The 22,411-nt window shown below is 73.1% G+C and carries 14 protein-coding genes; 6 read left to right on the top strand and 8 right to left on the bottom strand.

Annotated elements, in window-relative coordinates; genetic code table 11:
* Positions 1-37: 37 nt before the first annotated feature.
* The 4 genes from CRV15_RS03705 to CRV15_RS03690 are packed head-to-tail and all read left to right on the top strand — an operon-like array spanning position 38 to position 6,184.
* Positions 38-922 carry an AAA family ATPase gene (locus CRV15_RS03705; RefSeq protein WP_003954431.1) on the top strand — a complete coding sequence of 295 codons (885 nt, stop codon included), beginning with the start codon at positions 38-40 and terminating at the stop codon, positions 920-922.
* The gene (locus CRV15_RS03700) at positions 919-1,980 is read left to right on the top strand and encodes a hypothetical protein (RefSeq protein ID WP_003962299.1); all 1,062 of its coding nucleotides are present in this window, start codon (positions 919-921) and stop codon (positions 1,978-1,980) included. The genes CRV15_RS03705 and CRV15_RS03700 overlap by 4 nt, the downstream gene beginning before the upstream one ends.
* Entirely contained in the window at positions 1,977-4,940 is a 2,964-nt protein-coding gene (locus CRV15_RS03695; RefSeq protein ID WP_003962300.1) for a DUF3459 domain-containing protein, read from the top strand. The genes CRV15_RS03700 and CRV15_RS03695 overlap by 4 nt, the downstream gene beginning before the upstream one ends.
* Positions 4,937-6,184 (top strand): toll/interleukin-1 receptor domain-containing protein, encoded by a 1,248-nt coding sequence (locus CRV15_RS03690; protein ID WP_003954434.1) that lies wholly within the window; start codon positions 4,937-4,939, stop codon positions 6,182-6,184. Before CRV15_RS03695 ends, CRV15_RS03690 begins: the two co-directional genes overlap by 4 nt.
* 13 nt (positions 6,185-6,197) lie before the next feature.
* Here the strand turns inward: CRV15_RS03690 and CRV15_RS03685 are convergent, their stop codons facing one another.
* Complete coding sequence (locus CRV15_RS03685; RefSeq protein WP_003954435.1) at positions 6,198-8,696, bottom strand: molybdopterin-containing oxidoreductase family protein; 2,499 nt, start codon at positions 8,694-8,696, stop codon at positions 6,198-6,200.
* Between the two features lie 3 nt (positions 8,697-8,699).
* A complete protein-coding gene (locus tag CRV15_RS03680) occupies positions 8,700-9,371 on the bottom strand; it encodes a hypothetical protein (protein ID WP_003954436.1) in 672 nt (223 codons plus the stop codon).
* Positions 9,372-9,743: 372 nt separating this feature from the next.
* On the opposite strand from CRV15_RS03680, the gene CRV15_RS03675 reads away from it, so the two are divergent.
* Both CRV15_RS03675 and CRV15_RS03670 read left to right on the top strand, forming a co-directional pair.
* Positions 9,744-11,600 (top strand): serine/threonine-protein kinase, encoded by a 1,857-nt coding sequence (locus CRV15_RS03675; RefSeq protein ID WP_029183098.1) that lies wholly within the window; start codon positions 9,744-9,746, stop codon positions 11,598-11,600.
* Between the two features lie 460 nt (positions 11,601-12,060).
* Positions 12,061-15,315, top strand: a complete 3,255-nt coding sequence (locus tag CRV15_RS03670) for a S8 family peptidase (RefSeq protein WP_078564574.1) — start codon at positions 12,061-12,063, stop codon at positions 15,313-15,315.
* A gap of 118 nt (positions 15,316-15,433) precedes the next feature.
* Here the strand turns inward: CRV15_RS03670 and CRV15_RS03665 are convergent, their stop codons facing one another.
* The 6 genes from CRV15_RS03665 to CRV15_RS03640 all read right to left on the bottom strand — a co-directional run bounded on the left by CRV15_RS03665 (position 15,434) and on the right by CRV15_RS03640 (position 22,089).
* Positions 15,434-15,874: an MmpS family transport accessory protein gene (locus tag CRV15_RS03665; protein WP_003954441.1), complete on the bottom strand. Its 441-nt coding sequence runs from the start codon at positions 15,872-15,874 to the stop codon at positions 15,434-15,436.
* Between the two features lie 128 nt (positions 15,875-16,002).
* Positions 16,003-16,773, bottom strand: a complete 771-nt coding sequence (locus CRV15_RS03660) for a hypothetical protein (protein WP_003962303.1) — start codon at positions 16,771-16,773, stop codon at positions 16,003-16,005.
* Positions 16,770-17,246, bottom strand: a complete 477-nt coding sequence (locus tag CRV15_RS03655; RefSeq protein ID WP_003954443.1) for a hypothetical protein — start codon at positions 17,244-17,246, stop codon at positions 16,770-16,772. Before CRV15_RS03655 ends, CRV15_RS03660 begins: the two co-directional genes overlap by 4 nt.
* A 5-nt stretch (positions 17,247-17,251) precedes the next feature.
* Complete coding sequence (locus CRV15_RS03650) at positions 17,252-19,504, bottom strand: glycoside hydrolase domain-containing protein (protein ID WP_003954444.1); 2,253 nt, start codon at positions 19,502-19,504, stop codon at positions 17,252-17,254.
* 704 nt (positions 19,505-20,208) lie between these two features.
* Entirely contained in the window at positions 20,209-21,549 is a 1,341-nt protein-coding gene (gene lysA, locus CRV15_RS03645; RefSeq protein ID WP_003954446.1) for a diaminopimelate decarboxylase, read from the bottom strand.
* 120 nt (positions 21,550-21,669) lie between these two features.
* Positions 21,670-22,089: an SAV_915 family protein gene (locus CRV15_RS03640; RefSeq protein WP_009997876.1), complete on the bottom strand. Its 420-nt coding sequence runs from the start codon at positions 22,087-22,089 to the stop codon at positions 21,670-21,672.
* Positions 22,090-22,411: the final 322 nt, after the last annotated feature.

The following is a 22,411-nucleotide window of genomic DNA, read 5'->3' as shown; positions in this document are numbered from 1 at the left end:
ACAATGGGCCGGGTCAGCGCACAGACGAGGGAGGGCCGTGGTGCTGGAGTACACCAAGGAGTTCGACCCGGCCACGGCCGCACCCGGGGACGGGGCGCGGGACTCCGGATACGCCACCGACGACGAGGTGTACGTCTTCGACGACGAGAGCGTGGTCCTCGCGGTCAACGTCGCCCTGAAGACGGGACGTCCGCTGCTGCTCTTCGGACCGCCCGGGTCCGGGAAGTCCTCACTGGCCCCCAACGTGGCCCGGATCCTCGGCTGGGACTACTCCGCGCACGTCGTGACCGCCCGCACCGAACCCGAGGACCTCCTCTGGCGTTTCGACGCGCTCAAACGCCTCAACGACGCCCAGGCCAACCGGCTCGACGACGACATCGAGCGCTACTACACCAAGGGCCCGCTGTGGCGGGCCTTCGCCGCCGCGTCGGGGAAGCGTTCCGTCGTCCTCATCGACGAGATCGACAAGGCGGACCCGGACCTCCCCAACAGCCTGCTGGGCCCGCTCGGCTCCCTCTCCTTCCCCGTCCCGTGGAACGACCGCGACACCGTCGCCGCCCACCCGGAGAAGGCCCCGTTCGTCGTCATCACCACCAACGACGAACGCGAACTGCCCCGGCCGTTCGTCCGCCGCTGCGTCGTCCACGAACTCTCCCCGCCCACCCGGAGCCATCTGCTGCGGGTCGCCGGGACCCACCTCCGCGACGAGTATGACGAGCACCTCGCCGGACAGGTCGCCGACCACATCCTCGCGGTCCGGGAGGAGATGACCGACCCGTCGGGCGGGCCCAGCACCGCCGAGTACCTGGACGCGCTCAAGGCGTGCCGCCAACTGGGCGTCGCCCCCGGCACGGAGGCATGGCGGCGGCTGGAGGCCATCACCCTGCGCAAGCGACGCGAAGGGCTGGAGCCCGCCCGGTGAGCGGACGGGGCGAGGTGTCGCTCGGAGACCTGGTCCGGTCCTTCGCCGGGCTGCGGCCCGCGGACACCGCGACCGCCGCCGCCGTCGCGCGGCTGCTGGGCCAGGAGACGCGGACCCCCGCCGACGCACCGGGCCCACGGGCCCCGGAGCCCTCCGAGGAGGCGCCGGAGCCGCCGCACGGCGAAACGCCGCCCGCACCCCACCTCCACGACGCGTACGACGGGGCAGCGGACCCGATCCCCCCGCCGCAGCCCCCCGCGCCCTCCGCCGACCGGCCGGACGCCGTCCGGCTCACCGAACGCGCCCTGGACTTCTCCCTCACCGCGCTCCACGGCCTGCGCGAGCGCGGCACGGAGCCACCCCTCCCCGACGACACCACCGGCACCCCGGCCGAACCCCTGGCGCGCTCCACCGCGACCGCCGCCCTTCCCCATGAGACGCCGTGGAAACAGGGATGGGCCCGGGGCATCATGGCCGCCGCCGTCGCCACCCCGGTGGAGAGCCGGGAGTTGGACGAGCGCGCCCTGCTGCGGCACGTCGCCCGTCAGGACGCCCTGCGTTCCGTACCGTTGCGCACCCGCCTCACCACCCGCCGGGGCGCCCAACTCCTCCTCGACCACGGGCCCGCGATGGTGCCGTTCCAGGACGACCGCGCCTGGCTGGCGGAGCTGACCGCACGGGTCGCCGGACGGGACCGGGTCGAGGTGCTGCGCTTCCGGACCACCCCCGCCGCGGGAGTGGTCCGGCGCGACCCGCTCACCCGCGAGCCCTACCGGCCGCCGCAGCCCGGCACCCCCGTCGTCCTCTTCTCCGACCTCGGCCTGCTGCGCCCGCCGTTCGCCGGGGGCGCGGGCGCGGGCCCGGACGACTGGGCGGCCTTCCTGGGCGCGCTGACGCACGCGGGCTGCCCCGTCGTCTGCGTCACCCCGTACCGGGCCGCCGACCACCCGGCCGCGCTGCGCCGCACGGTGGCGTTCGTCCCTCTCGACCGCGCGATCTCGCTGCGGCACGCGCGCGACGCCACCGCGCGGGTGCGGCGGGCGCTGGAGCGGACATGAGCGCCACCGGGGGAGAGCGGCGGGTACCGGAGGGATCGGTACCGGAGGGATCGGTACCGGACGGGCGGATACCGGCGGGGCCGGTGCTGGACGGGCCGGTACCGGACGGTTCCGTACCGGACGCGCGTGCCGCGTACGCCGCATACCTCGACGAACTGGCCGGGACCCACCCCGACCTGCTGGCCCTCGCCGAGTCCCTGTGCCTGGCCGCCGGGGTGGAACGGACCTTCCTGCGCCGGGCCCGGCTGCGCTTCCTGCCCCGCACCACGGCCGGTCTGGAGGCCGAGCTGTGGTTCTCGCCGCTGGTGGAGGCCACGGGCGAACACACCCTGCTGCTCGCCCCCAGGGCCGCCGAAGCCCTGCGCGAGCGCCTGGCACACGGCCCCCGGGAACGCGCCGACGCGGTACACGCCTTCACCGAGGAGACCCACCGGGAGGCCGCGCCGCTCGTCCGCTGGTTCGAGGGGCTGCTGTGGGCGGGCCTCTTCCCGGGGCCCGGCACCGACCGGCTGCTCACCCGCGAGCTGCGCCGGGTGCTCACCGCCGTGACCGCCGACGGCGCGGACGCCGACGACCTCGGGCGCTGGGCGCTGCACTATCTGCCCCGGCTGCCCGACGCCGTGCTCCGCCACGACGACGCCTGGCGCATCCGGGTCGTCTCCTCGGAACGGCTCGGTCTCGATCTGCCGCCCGACGCCTCCCTTTGGCACGGGCGCACCACCGCCCGGGCCCGCGCCCTCGGCCGGCGCGAGCTGCCGATCGGGGTCGAGGCCCGCTCCGGAGGAGTGGTCCTGAGCCGCCCGCCCGCCGCCGGGACACGTCCGCTGCGCGCCCCGGGTCTGCGCACGGTCCGGCTGGCGGCGGTGAGCGCCCTGACCCCGCCGCCGGTGGCCGCCGCCCCGGTCCGGCTGGAGCTGACGGACGACCGGAGCCTCTCCCTCCCGTTCACCGTCCTCCAGCGGCTCGACCCCGGGGGCACTCCCGTGCTGAGCCTCGCCCACTCCGGTGGCGCGGAGGAGATCGCGGTCGCGGCGGGGGACGTCGTGGACGGGCAGGGTGTCCAGTACGCCTTTCTCGCCCGCGACGGCGCGATCGTCCGGCACACCGCCGACGGCCGGCTCCTCGGTGTCCTGCCCGCGCCCGCCTCCGGCGCGCTCCGCCGCTCCCTGGGCGTGTCGCCGGACGGCGGCCGTCTGGTGTGGATCGAGGCCGACGAGATCCACGAGCACACGGAGGCGGAGGGTCGGACGAGCACCCTGCCGCTGCCGGAGGGGGCCCGGCCGCACCGCGTGTGCTTCCCGGACTCCGGGGCGGACGCGGAGACGGCGTACGGGACGGAACAGGGCATGACACTGCGCCGACGGGGCCGGATGGACCTCGTCCTCCCCGGTGTGGTCGCTCCCCGGGAGCTGTCGCGGCTTCCGGGCGGGCGGGGCCGGGCCGTCGTCGTCGGCCGCTCCGGGGACCTGACGCTGCGCTGGAACCGTGATGCCCGGGGCCGTTTCCTCACCTTGGGCGTGACGGCCCTCGCCGACCACGCGGAACGGCGGATCGGCAGTGCGGCGCTCGCCGACGGGACCGTGCTGGCCTGGGCCGGTTCCCCCGACGACCGGGTGCCGCTCGGACAGGCCCCCTGGCAGATCACCGCTCTCGCGGTCAGCGCCGACGGCCGCAGGCTCGCCGCCGTCGGCGGGGACTCCCGGATGCTGGTCTGGGGACTCGGCCGCTCGGCCCCGTACGAGGAAGTCCCTCTCGCCTTCTGCGCCGACCACGTCTTCGCCCACCCCGACGGCGGCTGGGTGGTCTCCGGCACCGGCGGCCCCGTCGAACTCACCACGGAGGACGGCCGCCGCCACCGGATCACCCCCGTACCCGACGACACCCCCGAGGACGGACCGCCCGCGTGGCTGCGCGATGCCGTCCTCGCCGAGGCGGACCGCTCCGGGATCGCCTCCCTCCTGGCCGAGCCCTCGGCACTCGCCCGACTCGCGGCCACCGGGGTCGGTGCCCTCGTCGTCGGCCCGTACACCCCGCCCCCGCCGGGGAGGACCGGCCCCATGGACGAGATCGCCGCCCTGCGGGCCGAGACCCGCCGGCACGGGCTCCGGATCGTCGTGGATCTCCATCCGCCCCGGGGCCCCCAGGACGACGTCCTGCTGCTGGACTGCGTACGCCGCTGGCTCGACCAGGACATCGACGGCGTCCGGATCAGCGCGGGACCGGAGATCGGCGCCCGGCACCTCGACGATCTGCGCCATCTCCTCGACGGCTACGAGGACCGGGTGCTCATCCGCAGCGGCCCCCCGACGGCCGCCGGGTTCCGCTCCGAACAGGGGGACCTGGGCGCGGAGTCGGACGCCTGCGACCTGCTCCAGCCCGGCTCGCTGACCATCGCGTTCGTGCAGGGCTTCGGCAACGGCAACCTGTATACCCACGCGCATCGGCTGAGGCTCGCCCTGGAGGTCCTCCGGTCCTCGGGGCTGCGCGCCGGGTGGGCCCACACCCTGCCCGACGCGATCCGCCCGGCGCAGCGCCGCAGCGCCGCCGCCGTCCTGCTCGGGCTGCCCGGCGTCCCCCTGCTCCCGCCGGATCTGCTGGGCGATCCGGCCATCGCCACGCTGCTGGAGCTGCGCCGGGCCCATCCCGCGCTGTCCCGGGGCGCGTTCGACGTCCGCCCCTACACCGGGCTCGGACTGCTCGCCGTCGTCCGGACCCACGGCGGCGAGACCGTTCTGTGCCTGACGAACTCCGGTGCGGAGCCCGCCACCGTCGACCTCACCCCCGGGTACCTCGGCGTCCCGGGCCCGCTGAGCCTGCTCGATCTGCTCGACGGCGGTACGGCCGACTGCGCCGGCACGGCCCCCGCCCGGACCGTCGTCGACGGCGGCGGTGTCCGCTGGTTCCTGCTGCTGCCCGCGCCCGGCCGCGCGTACCCCGGCACCGGGCCGGTGGCGCGGTGATACGTCCGAGGATCTTCCTCAGCCACAGCTCCTCGCAGTGCTCCCGGGACGGATGCGGCTGCCGGGAGTATCTGCTCGCGCTGGAGGACCACCTCCGGGCCCAGGGGTGCGAACCCGTCGTCGACCGGCATGTCCTCGGCGGCGGGGACGAGTGGAACCCCAAGCTCCTCACCGAGATCAAGAAGAGCCATGGGCTGATCCTGCTGCTGTCGCCGCACGCGCTCGACTCGTTCTACGTCCTCCAGGAGGCGGGTGCCGCGGCCTACGAGCACGCGGCGAACCCGCGCTTCCTGCTGCTGCCCGTCCTGCTCCCCGGGGTCCGGCGGCGACAGCTCCGGGGCAGCCGGCTGGAGCAGCTGAACCTGGGCCGGTTCGACATGGTCGACTGGTCGGCGGAGGCCGGGCCCGGGGAGCCGCCCGCCAAGATCGCCGATACGCTGCGCCCCCTCGCCGAATGCCTCGGCGCGGAACCCCACCCCGAGGTCACGGACTTCCTCGCCGGACGGCTGCGGGAGGTCTCCGACACCGCCCTCGAACGCACGGCGGGCATTCTCGGCCTCGCCACCCTCGCCTACAACACCGGCCACACCCGCCGGATCGTCGCCCAGGGCCTGCTCACCGAACGCCCGGTGGACGGGCCCGGCGACCCGTGTGCCCTGCGGACCGCCCTCACGGTCTTCCTGCCCCAGGTGGGGCACTCCGAGCACCGGGCGGACATCGTCGACCTCGTCGTCCCCTACGCCCGGGTCCCCCAGGGCGACGCCGATCTGCTGCGGCGGCTCGTCCGGGGCGGCGGCGAACGGGTGACCCTGCTCCGGGCGTCGATGAGCCAGACCCCGGGCCTGTACGTCCGCCGCGCGAGCGAGGGCCCCAAGCCCTGGGCGATGCGCACGGCGGTGCCCCGCCACGACGGGACGGGCTTCGCGGAGGGCGTCGTCGCCGAGGTCCGGGACCTGCTGCGGCAGGAGATCGCCTGGGGGGAGCAGTACGACGACGACACCCTGCGCAAGCTGCTCGTCCGCCATGAGGACGAGTCCGGCGGCCCCTTCACCGTGGCCCTCCACCAACCCCCCGACCCGTCGCTGGTCCGGCTGCTGCCGGCGGAGTTCCCCCGGCTGCTCTTCCTCTTCGTGCACCGGCACGGCGCCCCCGGGCCGGGGCCCGTGCCCTGGCCCCTGCTCCAGGGGATGAGCGCGGCCCAGGAACAGGACATGGTCCACACCCACCGGCAGTTCCGCTCCTGAGCCCGGGCCGCCCTCAGTACCGCAGCGGAACGCCCCCGGTCCCGCCCCCGGCCCCGGTCGCGGGCTCCGGGTCCGGCACCACCCGGCAGGCGAAGCACTTGTACGCCTGCTGCCCGGAGAGGTTGTCGTGGTGGACATCGTCCACGAGGACGTTGACGGGTTCGTAGCGCGGCACCCCGACGGCGTCCCCCATCCGCTGGGCGGGCCCGAAGGTGTTGGGGACGAAGACGGTGTCCTCGCGGATGCCCTCCCACAGCCGCGCCGTTCCCGTCACCGCGCCCCGGGCACTCTCCACCCGCACGGGGGCGCCGTCGTCGATGCCCAGGTCCCGCGCCGTCCGGGGGTGGATCTGGACCTGCCGGACCCCGTCCCGCTCCTTGCCGGTACGGGTCCAGTGGGTCACCCCGGCGAAGTGGACGACACCGGGGCGCCCCGTGATGCCCATCAGGGGGTACGCGTCGTGCGGCGCGGGACCGGGCCGGGGGCCGATGGTCACCGGGCGGGTCAGCGCCCCGGGGTTGACCGGGTTCGGGACGAAGGAGGAGCCGTAGCGCAGCACCGGGTGGTCCCCGGTGACATCGGGGTGGGTGTAGAAGACGGGGAGCGCGCCGTGCCCGGTGGGGGCCAGTTCCGCCGCGAGGCGCGGGGTGAGGATCTCGACCTTCCCGGACGGGGTGGGGAACCGCTGCCCCCGGTGCTCGGGGCCGAGGGAGGCGACGGCCTCGTACCAGGAGGGATGGTCGAGATAGAGGGTGCTCACCCCCGGGTGGTCGGGTGTGGGGCAGGGCCACCGCAGCGGTTCGGCGCGTGCGCGCAGCCGTTCCTCGGTCATGCCCGCCATGCCCGGGGTGTGGGCGGTGAAGTCGGCCCACAGCTCCCGGTAGTCGAGCCAGCGCGCGGGGAACGCCTGCCGCCACTCGGCCGCCGGCCGCCGGGTGTCCAGCCGGGCCAGGGCGTGGGCGAGTCCGATCCACAGCTCCGGGTCGGTACGGCAGTCGCCAGCGGGTGGCACGGCCCGCTCCTGCCAGCGGACGGCCCGGTCGTCGCGCCGCATATAGACGCCCTCGGTCTCCAGCCCGGCCGTCACCGGCAGCACGATGTCCGCGTAGAAGGCGGCCTCCTCCAGGAAGAGACCGGTGTAGACGAAGAAGTCCAGCCGCTCGAAGGCGGCGCGGACCCGTCCGGTGCGGGCGGAGGAGACCAGCGGATTGCCCTGGGCCACGATGGCCCGCAGCCGGTAGGGGCTGCCGGTGAGGACGGACTCGGCGAAGACGTCGGGGCCGACGGGCAGCGCCTGCCGGGCGGGTGCGGGGACCGGTGCCCCGAGCGGCGGCAGCCGCAGCTCGCCCGGCCACGTGTTGTGCATGAAGTTGCAGCCGCCGCCGGGGACCCCGACATTGCCGGTGACCGCGGCGAGGAAGCTCAGGGCGCGGTAGGTGTCGAAGGCGCCGGTCTGGTGGGAGATCCCCGCGTTGCAGAAGAGGGCGGCGGGCCTGGCCGTCGCGTACTCCTCGGCGATCTCGGTGATCACCCGCTCGGGCACCCCGGTCACCCCCGCCGCCCAGGACGCCGAGCAGCCCTCGCGGAGCAGATGGGCGCGCAGCTCGGGGAAGCCCAGGACCCAGCGGTCGACGAAGGCGTCGTCCTGGAGCCCGGCGGTGACGATGTGGTGCAGCATGCCCAGGACCAGGGCGAGGTCCGTGTGGGGCTTGGGGGCGACCCAGCGGTCGGCGACGGCGCCGGTGGGGGTGAGCCGGGGGTCCACGACGGTGATCCGCGCTCCCGTGCGCTCCCGTTCCCGCAGCAGATGGTCGAAGGTCACCGGGTGGGTCTCGGCCTGGTTCGTACCGAAGAGCAGCAGCGAGCGGGCCGAGCCCAGGTCCTCCCGCCCGGTGGCGGGGTCGACCCCGTAGCCGTTGGTGAAGTAGCCGAGGCCGAAGGTGGCGGCCAGCGCGTTGCCGCCCGCGTCGTTGCAGACCGGGCCGACATCGGTGGCGTTGGGGCTGCCCAGCATCGCGAAGAGACGGGAGACGAGGGAACCGGTGCCGCGCAGCATCCGGCCGGTGGTGCGGTTGGCGATGGTGTGGGCCTCGCCCGCGTCCCGCATGGCGAGGAATCGGCGGGCGACCGTCTCCAGGGCCTCGTCCCAGCCGATCGGTTCGAAGCGGGTGAGGGGGGAGCCCTTGGCGCCGGAGACCCGGCGCAGGGGGGTGGTCAGCCGCTCCTCGTGGCCGATCAGCTCGGCCATCATGCCCGCCTTCACACAGACCCCGCCCGCCTGGACGGGGTCGCGGGTCTCGCCCCGCACCCCGGTGATCCGGTCGCCCCGGAGATCGACCAGCAGCCGGCAGTTGGCGTTGCAGAACTGGCAGGCGGTGGCGACCGTGCGGCTGCGGCCGGACCCGTGCTCCGGTCCGTGCTCGGGTCCGTGCTCGGGTCTGGGCTCCGCTCCGCGCTCGGGCCTGTGTTCCGGCCGCTGCTCCGGCTGGTGCCCCGGTCCGGTGGCGGTCACCCCTCAGCCCGCTTCCGGCGCGCCGCCGCAGCAGGCGGTGCCCGGCGCCGGGGCCAGGGGATGGCCCGGGTCGATGGGCCGCAGATCGCAGCCCATGGCCTTCTCGAACACACTGAGCTGCCCGAAGGCGAACTCGATGGGGCGCCGCCCGCCCGGCCACTCCTCGGGCGGATAGACCCAGTGCTTGCCCTGGACCTCGGTGTGGCAGCAGTGGACGGGGCCCTCCTGGGTGACCTCCCGCCAGCCGAGTTCGGCGGCCCGGCCGACGACCCCGTCGAAGACGGCCCGGGTGGCGTCCGACTCGTCCCGCAGATCGATGCCGAGGTGGTCCAGGAAGGGCTTGGCGAGCGTCACCGCGCCGGGAATCCCGTCGTCCTGGGCGACGGGGATGGACGAGAAGATGAAGTGGACGCCCGCGCCGGTGGCGTACTTGATGTAGCCGGGTTCGGCGTTCTCCGGGCGGTGGCCGAGTCCCACGAGCGCGTCATGGGGCAGGGCGTCCACGTCGTCGACCTTGATATGGGCGTGCACCGATGCGGTGCGGTCCACGGCGGCGGCGAAGGGGAAGTCCTCGGCCAGCACTCCCAGGATCTCGGCGTGCTCGGCGGAGTCGATCAGCCCCAGCGCCGCGATCCCGGTGAGGACCCGGTCGGCGTCGGTACGGGAACAGTCCATGGTGTGCCTCCGTGGCGTCCTGAAGTGCCTGGGGGTGCCGGAGTCCCGGGTGGCTACGGGGAACGACGCGACGCACGCGGTGTCCGGGGCGCGCTCCGGCCGGGCGCGCGGGGTGCCCGGGGAGTGCCGGGGTGATCTCAGAGTAGGGGCCGCCCGCCCGTCGTCTCCATCCTCTGACGCGGGGAGATCGTTATGGCTCCGGTGTCTGGGCCGGATACGTCGTCGATGCCCGCGCGGCTCGTCGGCACCGGGCTCCGGACGGTGCCCCCGGACGGGCCGGGACCGCCGGCGGACCGGGCGTGCACGGCGCCCGCGCGGCGCATGGACCTGGCGGCGCGCCGGGTGTCGGCGCCGTCTCGTAAGCTCCCGGCCATGAGCGGCGGGGAGAACGGACAACAACGGGTCATCGACGGACGGTTCGCGCTGGAGGCGCGGCTCGGCGGCGGAGGCATGGGGACGGTGTGGCGCGCCCGGGATCTGGTCCTGGACCGGGCGGTGGCGCTGAAGGAGGTGCGGCCCCCCGACCCGGCGCTCGTCGAGTACGACCCCGAGGGGGCGCGCACCCTCCGGGCCCGGGTGCTGCGCGAGGCCCGGGCCCTGGCCCGGGTCGACCATCCCAACGTGGTGACGATCCACCATGTCGTGGACAGCGGCGAGGACGGATACCCCTGGCTGGTGATGGAGCTGGTGACCGGAGGGTCGCTCCAGGACCGGCTGGCCCGGGGCCCGATGGAGCCCGCCGAGGTGGCCGCTCTCGGCCGGGAGGTCCTGGCGGCGCTGCGGGCCGCGCACGCGGCGGGCATTCAGCACCGCGATGTGAAGCCCGCGAATGTGCTGCTGCGGCCCGACGGGCGGCCGGTCCTCACCGACTTCGGGATCGCCGCCATCCGGGAGTCGACCGCGCTGACCACCACTGGTTCGCTCATCGGGACCCCCGACTACATGGCGCCCGAGCGGATCATGGGGGAGGACGGCGGGCCCGGGGCCGATCTGTGGTCGCTGGCGATGATGCTGTACGTCGCGGTGGAGGGCAGGCATCCGCTGCGCAGGGCCACCACCATGGCCACGCTCGCCGCCGTGCTCAGCGAGGAGGTGCCGCCGCCGCACCGGGCCGGGCCGTTGACCGGGCTGCTCAACGCGCTGCTGGTGAAGGACCCGGGGGCGCGGCCGGGACCGGAGCACGTGGACGGGATGCTGGCCGCCGTGCTGCGGGCCGCGGGCCGGGCCGACCCGGCCCCGCCGGGTGCGGTGGCCGGGCCCGGCTTCGGCCCCGCGACCGACCCCGCGACCGGGTCCGGGGCCGCGACCAGGCCCGTGTCCGGGTCCGGCGCGTGGGACGGCGCCACGGCCGGGGCGGCGGGGGAGCCGGAGGTCACCTCGTACCGGCTCACGCCGCCGGTGTCGGCCGGGGCGCGGGACCTGCCGGGCACCGGACCCGGGACCGCCGCCCCCCGACCCGGAGCGTCCCCGGGACGGGCCCGGCGGAGCCGTAACGCCCGGATGGCGGCCATCGGTATGTCCGCCGTCGGGACCGTGCTGACCGGTGTGCTCGTATGGTCGATGCTGCCCGACGACGGGACGAGGAAGGCGTCCGGCACTCCGCTGGGAGCGGGCAAAGGACCTTCCGCCGCGTCCGCCCCGCCCTCCACACCGCCCCTGCCTGCCTCCTCGTCCTCTTCTTCGTCGCCTTCGTCCTCGTCGTCGGCGGGCTCCGGGGCGGCCACGTCACGCACCACGTCCTCGGGCGCTCCCGCCGACCGGGACCGGCGGGGACGGAAAGATCTGCTCGACCCGGACGCGATCCGGCGGGGGATCGCCGAGCTGACCGCCGAGATGGGCACCGACCGGGTGGCGGGCTTCTCCGTCTACCCGGACTACATCTCCGTCCGCCCGATGGTCGAGGGCAGCGACACCAAGTACAACAGCTATATGTACCGGCCGGGTGAGGAGATCGTCCGTACGCCCATCAGATCGACGCTGACGACGACACAACGGCCGGTACGGCTCTCGGAGTTCGACTGGGACGCCGTGCCGGAGCTGCTGGCGCGGGCCGACCGCGATCTGAACGTCGAGAAGCCGACCCTGCGGTACATCACGGTCAGGCTGCCGCAGACCGTGTTCCAGCTCGGCCCGGCGATGCTCGTCTATCTGACGGACGACTACGGGGGCGGCTATCTGGAGGCCGACGCCCGGGGCCGGGTGAGCAAGCTGTACCCCGCGTCCGGCTGAGCCGCCGGTCCCCGGCGGACGCACGGCACGGTCCGGAAGCGGCGCCACCGTCCCGGAATCTGTGACTCCGCGTTGATCGCGCGCCGAGGGGGTCGACGGGGTGTCAACGGAGTGTCGACGGGGTGCCGGCACACCGCCGGAGGGCCGGTGGCGCACCCGGCCGGGCCGCCCGCGGACGGCGGGGCGGGACGTCGGCGGACGGCGGCCGAGACGCCGGGCACCTGCGCCCCACTCGCCCGCCGGCTCCGGAAACGCCTGCCTCCCGGCTCCGTTGACACCGGGTTGACCTGGTGTTGAACGCCTTCCTCCACGATGGGTCCCGTCCCGCCCCGAAGCCATGGAGCACGGCCCGGGGCGGGCCCCGGATGCCCTTTCACTCCCAGGGGGAGATGTGCACCAACACCGGAAGGCATATACAGCCACCGTGGTCGCGGCAGCGGCCGTGGCCCTGACGGCGGGCATGACCGGCCCGGCGACAGCGGTGGCCGAGAACAGAGACGGAGACCGGCCGGGCACGGCCAGGACGGAGCCCTCCCGCCAGCACCGGATCACCCTCATCACCGGCGACGGTGTTTTTGTCGACACGCGGGGCCGGGTCACCGGATACGACCGGCCCGAGGAGCGCCGGTCGATCCCCATCCGCACCAGCACCCACCAGGGTCACACCTATGTCATCCCGCTCGACGCCCAGCGGCTGATCTCGGCGGGCCGGCTCGACCGGCGGCTGTTCGACATCACCGAGCTGAGCACGCCACAGGCCCGATCCGGGTACGCGAAGGGCGTCAAGGCGATCGTCGCCTACCGCGGCTCCGCGGCGAAGTCGGCCCGTACCCAGGTCCGTTCGGCCGCGGCCGGGGCGGAGCGCGGCACCCTCACCACCCTCGGCGCCGACGCCGTCACCGTGGCACCGGGGAACGGGGCGGAGCTGTGGCGGGCGCTCACCCGCCCCGGGCGCGGCGGCGCGGCGGCCACCGAGCCGGGCGTGGACCGGATCTGGCTCGACGGCCTGGTCCGGGCGAGCCTGGACACCAGCGTCGGGAAGATCGGCGCGCCCGCCGCCTGGCAGGCGGGCCAGGACGGCACCGGCGTCACCATAGCCGTGCTGGACACCGGCATCGACGCCGCCCACCCCGACCTCGCGGGCCGGGTGGTCGCGGAACGGAACTTCACCACCGACCCCGACGCCCGGGACGGGAACGGCCACGGCACCCATGTCGCGTCCACCGCCGCCGGTACGGGGGCGAAGTCCGGCGGGAAGTTCAAGGGGGTCGCCCCCGGGGCGAAGCTCCTCAACGGCAAGGTGCTCGACGCCACCGGCTCGGGCTTCTTCTCCGACATCATGCTGGGGATCGACTGGGCCGTGGCCCAGGGCGCCGACATCGTCAATCTGAGCCTCGGCGGCCCGGACGCCCCCGGGATCGAACCGATGGAGGCCCAGATCAACACGTTGTCGGCGGAGAAGGGCGTGCTCTTCGCCGTCGCCGCGGGCAACGACGGCCACGCGGGCGCGGGCACCATCGGCATGCCCGGCAGCGCCGACGCCGCCCTCACCGTCGGGGCGGTGGACGACCAGGACCGGCTCGCCGGGTTCTCCTCCCGGGGGCCGCGCGTCGGTGACAGCGGACTCAAGCCCGATGTCACCGCCCCCGGTGTCGACATCACGGCCGCCGCCCCCACCGCCATGCCCGGCCAGGACCCGGCGGGCTACACCACGATGTCCGGTACCTCGATGGCGGCTCCGCATGTGGCGGGCGCGGCGGCGCTGCTCAAGCAGAAGCACCCCGGCTGGAGCGGGTCCCGGATCAAGTCGGCCCTGGTCGGGTCGGCGGTCTCCGGGAACCACACGCCCTACGAGGAGGGCACGGGCCGTATCGCGGTGGACCGGGCCATCGGCCAGAGCGTGGTCGCGGAGCCCGCCTCGCTGGACTTCGGCCGCCAGCAGTGGCCGCACCACGACGACAAGCCGGAGACCAAGCAGCTCACCTACCGCAACCTGGGCACCGCGCCCGTCACCCTCGACCTGGCCGTCGACGCGAGCGGTCCGGCCGGAGCCCCCGTACCGGCCGGGCTCTTCGCCCTGGAGACGAACCGGGTCACCGTCCCGGCGGGCGGCACCGCGTCCGTGGGCTTCACGGCGGACACCCGGATCGGCGGCAGCGCCGACGGCCTCTACACGGCGGCCGTCACCGCGACCGGCGGCGGCCGGACCGTCCGTACCGCCGTCGCCGTCGACCGTGAGATCGAGTCCTACAATCTGACGCTCACGCACATCAAGCGGCCCCGGATGGCGAGCTGGGGTACCGAGCTGACGGGCCACTCGGGGCTCGCCAAGGACCGGCGCATCGAGCCGGACCTGACCTCCGGGGCCGTCACCATCCGGGTCCCCAGGGGCGACTACACCCTGGAGCAGATCGACTCCACCGACTTCCAGGACCCCAACCCCGAGGTCGACCGGATCGTCCAGCCGAAGCTGAGCGTCACCCAGGACACCGCGGTGACCCTGGACGCCCGGACCACCCGGCCGGTCACCATCAAGGTGCCCGACGCGCAGGCGACCCGGCTCGACCTGGAGATGGGGTACCAGTTGGGCGGGGACGGCGGTGTGGGCAGCCGTCTCAGCGTCGGAGGCGCACTGCGGAGCGCGCACCTCGGCCCGGAGATCACCGACGGTTCGCTCCTCCAGACCTGGTCCGGACAGTGGAACCGGGGCACCACCGACTACGGGGTCACCTCCGGCGACACGGTACGCAAGCTCGCCACGGGCTACACCAAGCAGTACACCGTCAGCGACATGGCCAAGGTCGAGGTCGGCCTCGGGGCCTCCGCGACGGGCAAGGAGAGCTCGCTGTCGGTACGGGGCGACTACCCCGGCAGGGGCGGCTGGTCGTGGATTCCCGTCAACTCGCAGGCGGCGCCCGGGGTCCGGACGGTGTACGTGTCCACGGGCGACAAGGTGACCTGGGAGCTGGAGGACTACATCTCCCACAGCAACCCGCAGGGGGAACCGGAGTTCGAGGGCAGCCATGTCCTCGCGGACCGCAGGGCCTACCAGCCGGGGAAGACCTACCGCGAGGAGTTCCACTCCGGGGTGCACGGCCCGCTGCTGGGCAAGGGCTTCGGGGTCTTCCGGGACGGTGACACCCTCCAGGGCGCGCTGCCGGTGTTCGCCGACGGCCAGGGCAACCCCGGGTACTGGCGGTACTCGTCGGTGGAGACCACCCTCCACCGGGGGACCACGGAGATCGCCAGGAACCAGGACCCGCTGGACGGCCGGGGCACCTTCACGGTCCCGGCGGGCCCGGGCGACTACACCCTGGCCACCTCCATCCGCCGTGACCCGGCGGTCTCCCGGACCGCCGACCGGATCGACGCCTCCTGGCGCTTCTCCTCCGACACGACGGCCTCCCGGACCGCGCTGCCGCTCTCCACGGTCCGCTTCGGCGCCTGGACCGGCCTCGACGGCACCGTCCCGGCGGGCCGTGTCCAGGATGTGCCCGTGATCGTCCAGGGCCCGGCGGCCACAGCGAAGTCCGTCTCGCTGACGGTGCGGGCCTCGTACGACGGCGGCAGGACCTGGAAGGAACTGCCTGTGCGCGACGGCAGGGTCTCCGTCGCCAACCCGGCCGCGGGGACGTCGGTCTCACTCGGGGCGACGGTCACCGACCGCCACGGCACGGGATCGGTCACCGTCCACAACGCCTACTTCGGCAGGTGACCTGATGCCGGTCCGGCACCGCTGACGACCGGACCGGCCACAGCACGAAAGGCGCCGGGTGGTTCTCCCTTGTGACGGGAGAACCACCCGGCGCCGCGTTTCCGTGCCCGGTGCCGGATCAGCCGATCGGCGAGACCGCGACACAGCCGCCCGCGGCGGCCAGGCCCTCGCCCGTCTCCTCCTTGAGGGTCTTGCCCTTGTGGACGATCTTGCAGCTCACCTTGGCGCCCGTCGCGTCCAGGGCGACCGGCAGCACGCTCGGAGGCGTGATCCCGCGCAGCTTCACCGTCTTCGTCCACGGCAGCGCCGGCTTCTCGACGGTCTCCATCTTCGGCTCCATCGCCGAGCCGCCGCTGACCGTGTACTGGATGGAGTCCACACCCGAGCCCGTCACCTCATAGGTGACCTCGTACTCCTCGTTCACGGCCTTGTCGACCTGGTCGACGGCTTCCTTCTCGACCTTCTCCTTGGCCTTCTCGGCCTCGCTGCACGCGGAGAGACCGAAGATCAGACCGGCGGCGGTGAACGCCACGGCGCAGGTACGAAGGGAACGGCGCATGTTGCAACCCCTGAGATCTTGATAAATTTCCCTCGCACATAACCGTAAAAAGTGAGTAAAAGTCAAACCGTTTCATGGGAGCGCCGGGCGGTGCGCGCCTCCGGGACGAGGTTCCTTCAGGGGCCGGGTCAGCCGCCGGAGCGGCGCTGACGGGACTCCAGCGCGCGCGCCGCCCTGAGGCGTTCGGGGGCGTAGATGTCGACCACGGTCCCGGCTCCGCGGCCCGGGGTGGCGCGCCAGGCCCGGATCCTGTCGGCCACCGCGGTGAGCGACGGATCGCCGGGGCCGGCCGCGAGGGAGAACAGGGACTCGTCCGGAGTGCGGTCGTCGCCGCCCCAGCGCGCGACCCCTTCCAGCTCGGCCAGGATGTCGCGAACGACCGCGACCTGCTGGGGGAAGAGACCGCCCCGCACACCGACGGGGTACGAGGCGGGGCGGATTCGGACCGCCGTTCCGGAGGCCAGATTGGACTCCGGGCGGTTCCTGCGTACCCGGTGCGGGGCATGCCAGCCGATGACATCGCCCGTGCGTAGCTCGTCGATCTCGTAGTGGAAGCGTTGGATGATGTGCGTCAACACCTCCTCGGGGTCTCCGAGGCGGATCTGGACACCGGCGAGGGGGACTCCGGGAACGGGACGGGTGAAGATGGTCCCGTCCTGGTCGGCGACTCTCTCCACGTCCCATCCGTTACGGGATGTCGCTCCGACGAGGACGCGCTTGTTCCGTGCCTTGGCTCTGCCGACCGCGCGGCGGATCTCTTCGGTGAAGAGATCCTGGTTCGCCGCGTGGGCGGAGCCGGAGACCAATTGGGTGCCGGGCAGTGACGCGGCGGCAGTGGCCGCCGCGATGACCGCGGCCCTGGACAGGACCGTACGACGGGATGGGGGAGAGGTGGTCACAGCTTTTTCTCCTTGGCGGGTTCATGTCTACCCTGCTGCTTGGTCTCCAGCACGGAGACGATGAGCAGAGAGGCGGCGATGAGGCCCAGCGCGATCATCGCCGGTGTGACGTAGCCGGGTACCGCCGCTTCGTACGAGGCGCCCCCCGGGACATGGCAGTGGAGTGCCGGCGGGACATACGAAACGCTGTACCGGTTGACCGAGGCGAATTGTTCCGGAGCGGCGCTGCGACAGGCTTCCGCCGTCCCGCTCTCGTCCAGGAACAGGTGCACCGCTCCCCATGCGTACACGGCGAGACAGGCCGCGACACTCAGTGCCGCACCACTTCTGGCGACAACGGACACGCCTTTTGCCCGGTGACCTTCCGTCACAGCCCGGAAACCGTATCCGGAGAAGCCGAAGGCGCCGAGGGCGGCGACGAGAAAACAGAGCGCCAGCGGTATGGCCGAGGGGTACTGCGATGCTGTGTACACCAGGGTTATCCTGCCAGTTGCCTCATGATGCTGTTGTACTTCTCAAAGATCTGGTACAGCGCCATCCGCTTCTGGGCATCGGCCTCGGCTTCATCACCGAACCCCTGATACCGGCGAATGAGCTGGAAGATCTCGCGCTCGGTGTAATCGAGGCGCATCGAGCGCAGAGTCGTCTCCCCGCCCGGCGGGTTCACTCCTCCCGGCTTTCCGTCGACGCCCCACAGGTGGATGAGGGGGACGGTCCTCATGCTCCAGCCGTTGTCCTTGTTGACTTTCTGCCACGCGGTCCAGATATCTGCATCCGTGGTGGGGTTCAGGATCTGCCCCGTGACGAGCCCCTTGTTGATGCAGTGATTCCAGGCGCGTATGGACACCTCTCCGCTGATCTGGGCGATCCCGGTCGAGGAGTCCCGCTTGGTGCCCACGCCCTGGAGGTGGTAGGCGGCCACGGCGTGGTCGACAGCCTGGTCGATGAGGTCGTAGTGCCGCATCTCCCAGTAGGCGGATGTCTGGATCAGCGCCTTGCGCATGTTGTACTGGTTCGACAGCTGGGTCGTCTGCTGGTCGAAGGACATGATGGTCTCGAAGCACTGCGTGTGTGTGAACAGGCGCGCATCGGTGCCGGTTCCGCCGTCGTCGGCGTACCCGATGGAGCGCATGTACTTGCTGAGATCGCTGTGCAGGGCGTTGAGGAAGTTGAAGTCGTAGCGGACGTCGGGGCCCGCGGGGCGGGGCGGATTGAAGGACGCCTGTCCGATGTCCCGCCCGGACGCGATGTTCACATCGATTTCGATGGCCCCGCTGCCCGATCCGACCGTACGGGTCACGATCTGGTCGTAGGCCCAGTCGTTGGGCAGCGGGTACCCGAAGTTCCCGGAGAACCCGGAGGACATGTCCGAGACGAAGGACGCCGTGGAGTGACCGGCGGCCGAGACGCGGGTACAGACGTTCCGCGGGCCGTAGACACCGATCTGGAACGTGCCGCCGTCGTCGGTCACCGCGTCCTGGATGCCCCGGAAATGCGGCAGGACATTGTTGGTCACCTGATGGTCCAGAGCGTCGAAGTCGACGGCGAAGAAAATACGGGTTCCGGGCTTGAAGCCGTGTTCCAGGGCCGCGTTGATCGCCGCCATACCGGCGGCGCGGCCGGCGGGGTAGTTGAACTGGGCGGCTTCGCGGCCGAATGTCTGATAGATCGGGAAGCAGCGCAGCCCGTTGTCGGCGATGGTCTTCAGCTCACCCGGCTGGATCGCCTTCTCGGGCAGGACGGTGTCGTTCGGGATGGGGTTGGTGAGATAGCGGCCCACATAGGTGATGCCTTCGGCCTTCAAGGTGTTGGCCCGGGCGGTGGTGATCTTTGTGACCCCGTCGCAAGCCTGTCCCTTGCGGTCCTGGTCGCCGTAGGAGACCAGCAGCGAGGCCCAGGTGGAGAAGTCGCCCTGGCCGGTCACGGGGAGCTTGACGAAGGACTGGAAGGCGCTGGTGGCGTTGGCGAGTGCGGAGTCGAAGCTGCTGGTGAAGGAGACCGACCGCTGGTTGAGGAGCATTCCGCCGGAAAAGAGCTGCACCCAGACACCGGTGGACCCGGTCGAAACGGTGCGGCCCTTGAGGCCGGACCTGGTGCCCGGGCCGAATACGCCGTTGGCGACACCGTCGGCCATGCCCAGTTCGTACTGGACCGCGTAGAGCATCGATTTGGCCACATCACGCGAGTGATGGCCGTCGCAGGGAATGATGTAGAAGTCCTTGCGGAGGATGTACTTTCCGTTGAGCCACTGCTGGACCGACCGGATGCCGTTGGAGCCTCCGTTGACCGTGACATAGGCGTCCATGTTGAACAGCCCCTTGGTGGTCTTCGGCCACAGGGAGCTTCCCGGGTAAGTCGTGCCTACACCCATGTCCCCGTGCAGCTTCTGCACCGCGGCTTTCACCCGGGCGTTGTACTTTCCGTCGATCTCGCCGCCGTCGTAGCCCTTGCAGTAGAGAGCCGACTGGATGATGCGGCAGAAGTTGGCGGAAGGGATGGTCGTGTCGTCCAGCTTTCCGTACTTCTCGCCGATGGCGGCGAGAGTGGCCGGGCCGAAGCTGTCGGAGAGCGAGGAAATCCCCATCTCGTACTGGAGCGCCCGAGTGAGGGCATACATGACGGTCCAGCTCGTCTGGCCGTTCTCGTCCAGCTTGGATATCCCGAGTGTCGCACCATTCCCATAGGTGGTGTTGATGAATCTCTGGGCTCGCACGACCATCTGGTCGGCCATGGACGTTCCTCTCGTCGGAAGCGGCGCAAACAGGGGCGACGGGGCGGGTGGTCGGAATCAACGGAGGGGTTCGACGGTCAGGCGTCGTGATGCGCCGGGAATTGTGTGTGAGCGCATCGGCAATCAACCTACGACAGGCGCTGAGGCAGGGGAAGCGATCACTCCGATCACCGGGGTGATGGGGGCCCGAGACCCGAAGGCCCCGCCCGTAGTCCGCAGCCCGTAGTCCGTAGCCGGTCGCGGAGTTCGACGCACGCGGCCACTCGCGGACAGAAACTGTCCGCGAGCCCGGTGGCGCGATGCCCATGACCACCCCGAACCACCCGTGCTCACCGCCCGCGCCGATGGCCTCCCGTGAGGTCGCGCGGACGGTCACCCCGCGGTCCGCGATCCGCCCCCGCACCGCCGCCGACCGTCCCGCGCCGCGGCCCCTGGTCCGGGATCCGGCGGCGCACCGAGGACGCGCGCACCGGGAGCGCCACCCTCACCGCGCGGCACGGCGCGCCGCCCGCGCGGGCACGGCGCGAACTGCTCGCCGCCGCGGCCGGGCGCACCCTGCGGACTCCGGCACCGGCCCGGACGCACGAGGTCCGGTGCGGGGACGTGTCCGGCTGAACGGGGCCCGAACGGGACAAGGGCGCACCCGGAGCCGTCGTCCCCGCACCGGCCCGCCGCCACCGGCACGGACGCGCGGCCCCGCGCCCTCACAGACCGATGTCCCGGCTGCGGTGGTCCTCGAAGGTCTCCCGCCGCAGCAGCACCCGCGACCGCCCCTCGGCCACCGCCACCACCGGCGGCCTGCCCGTCATGTTGTAGCCCGACGCCATCGACACGTGGTACGCGCCCGCTCCCGGAACCGCCAGCACATCACCGGGCCGCAGATCCTCCGGCAGCTCCACCGACTCGGCGAGCACATCTCCCGCCTCGCAGTGCCGCCCCACCACCGTCGTCGCCCGCATCGGCGCCGCCGACACCCGCCCCACCCTGCGGACGGTGTACCGCGCGCCGTAGAGCGCGGGCCGCGGGTTGTCGCTCATCCCGCCGTCGACGGCGGCGAACACCCGGCCGCCCGAACGTTTCACCGCGAGGACCCGGTAGAGCGCCACCCCCGCCGGGGCCATGATCGAGCGGCCCGGCTCCACCGTCAGCCGGGGCGCCGGGTAGTCGGACTCGGCACAGCTGCGGATCAGTTCGTCCTGGATGCGACGGCCGTACGCCGCCGGAGCGGGCGCCGGATCCCCGGGCAGATAGGCCACGGCGAAACCGCCGCCGAGGTCCAGCTCCGGCAGGGTGATGCCGTGGCGGTCGCGGAGCCGGGCCAGCAGGGCCACCAGCCGCCGCACCGCACGGGCGTACGGCTCCGGTGAGGCGATCTGCGACCCCAGATGGCAGTGGAGACCGACGAGTTCCAGACCGGGCTGCCCCAGCACCCGGGCGACGGCCTCCTCGGCGTCCCCGTTCGCGAGCGAGAGTCCGAACTTCTGTCCCTCGCCGCCGGTACGGATCTTCCGATGGCCGCCCGCCTCGATCCCGGGCAGCACGCGCACCATGACCTGCTGCGGTTCGGGGCCCTGGACCTGTGCGGCCAGCCGGGCGATCTCCCCCTCGGAGTCGATGACGATCCGGCCCACGCCCAGCCGCAGCGCGGTCCGCAGGTCCTGCGGGGACTTGGCGTTTCCGTGCAGCACGATCCGTTCCGCCGGGAAGCCCCGGCTCGCCGCCAGCTCCAGCTCTCCGGCCGAGCAGACGTCGAGGCCCAGGCCCTCCTGCTCCATCCAGTCCACGACGGCCCGGGACAGGAACGCCTTCGCCGCGTACACCACGTCGGCGTCCGGCAGTGCCCGCCGCCAGGCCCGGGCCCGGGCGCGCACCTCGGCCTCGTCGAGGACGTAGACCGGGGTGCCGTACCGTTCGGCCAGCTCCAGCAGGGGGACACCGCCCACCGCCACATCGCCGCCGGGCGCGAGCACCGCGCCGGCGGGCCACACGGAGGGGCCCGCGAGCTGTTCCGGCAGGGACGTGGGGAGCGTGGGGACGACGGTCATCCGTACACCTCTGTTCATGGTCATGGGCCGGGTCGGTCCACCGGTTGGGTTCCGCCGGGCCGGTTCGGCCGGGACCCAGCGGCAGGGCCGGGACACGCCGCTCCGGCCGGGATCGGCGGCTCAGTCGGGATACGGCAGGCCCGCGGTGGCCGGGGCGGCGGCGGACCGGAGGAGTCCGCCGGGACCGCCCGCGCGGCGGGCACAGGGGGCGGCCGGCGCGTCGTGCCGCGCCCGCCGGGCGACCGGGGCGCCGAGCCGGGGGTCCACCGTCACCGTGGTCACCCCGAGCGGCTCCGCGAGGGCGCGCAGCGCGGGCTCGGCGAGCCTGATCCACCGCTGACGGGCGCCGAGCGCCGCCGTCAGCCGCTCCGGGCTGGTGAACCCGACCGCGGTGCGCACCCCCAGGGATGTCCGCAGGAAACGCAGTTGACGACCGCCGGCGGAGCCGAGCCGGACCGGAACGTACAGGGGCCCCGCCGGCCGGGGTTCGTCGGGGTCGGCGGTCTCCGCGCCCGCGCCCTCACGGGTGAGCGTGTCCATGGTTCCTCCACAGCTGCTGTCCGGTCGCCGCCCCGCCGACGGGTCCCGTACGTCCTGCCGCTCCGGTCGACTCCCGGTGAACGCGGTGGACGGCGCGGACCCGGTCGGCGGACCGGCGCTGAGGCCGACGGGGAACCGCTGGGGAGAGCCTCGTCCCCGCCGACTCCTCGACGCTATGCCCGTCCACCTGTTCCCCGGTGCCTCCATGACGCACCACTGACCGTCCGGCCCCGGTCCTTGACGCGCTCCTAGCACCGGGGGGCGCGCGCTCCCGCGCGGATCGGTGACGGCCGTCCCGGCGGCTCCGTGTGCGGGACTGCTC

The organism is Streptomyces clavuligerus (genome assembly GCF_005519465.1).
Classification (GTDB): domain Bacteria; phylum Actinomycetota; class Actinomycetes; order Streptomycetales; family Streptomycetaceae; genus Streptomyces; species Streptomyces clavuligerus.
This window is presented reverse-complemented; position numbering and strand designations above follow the sequence as displayed.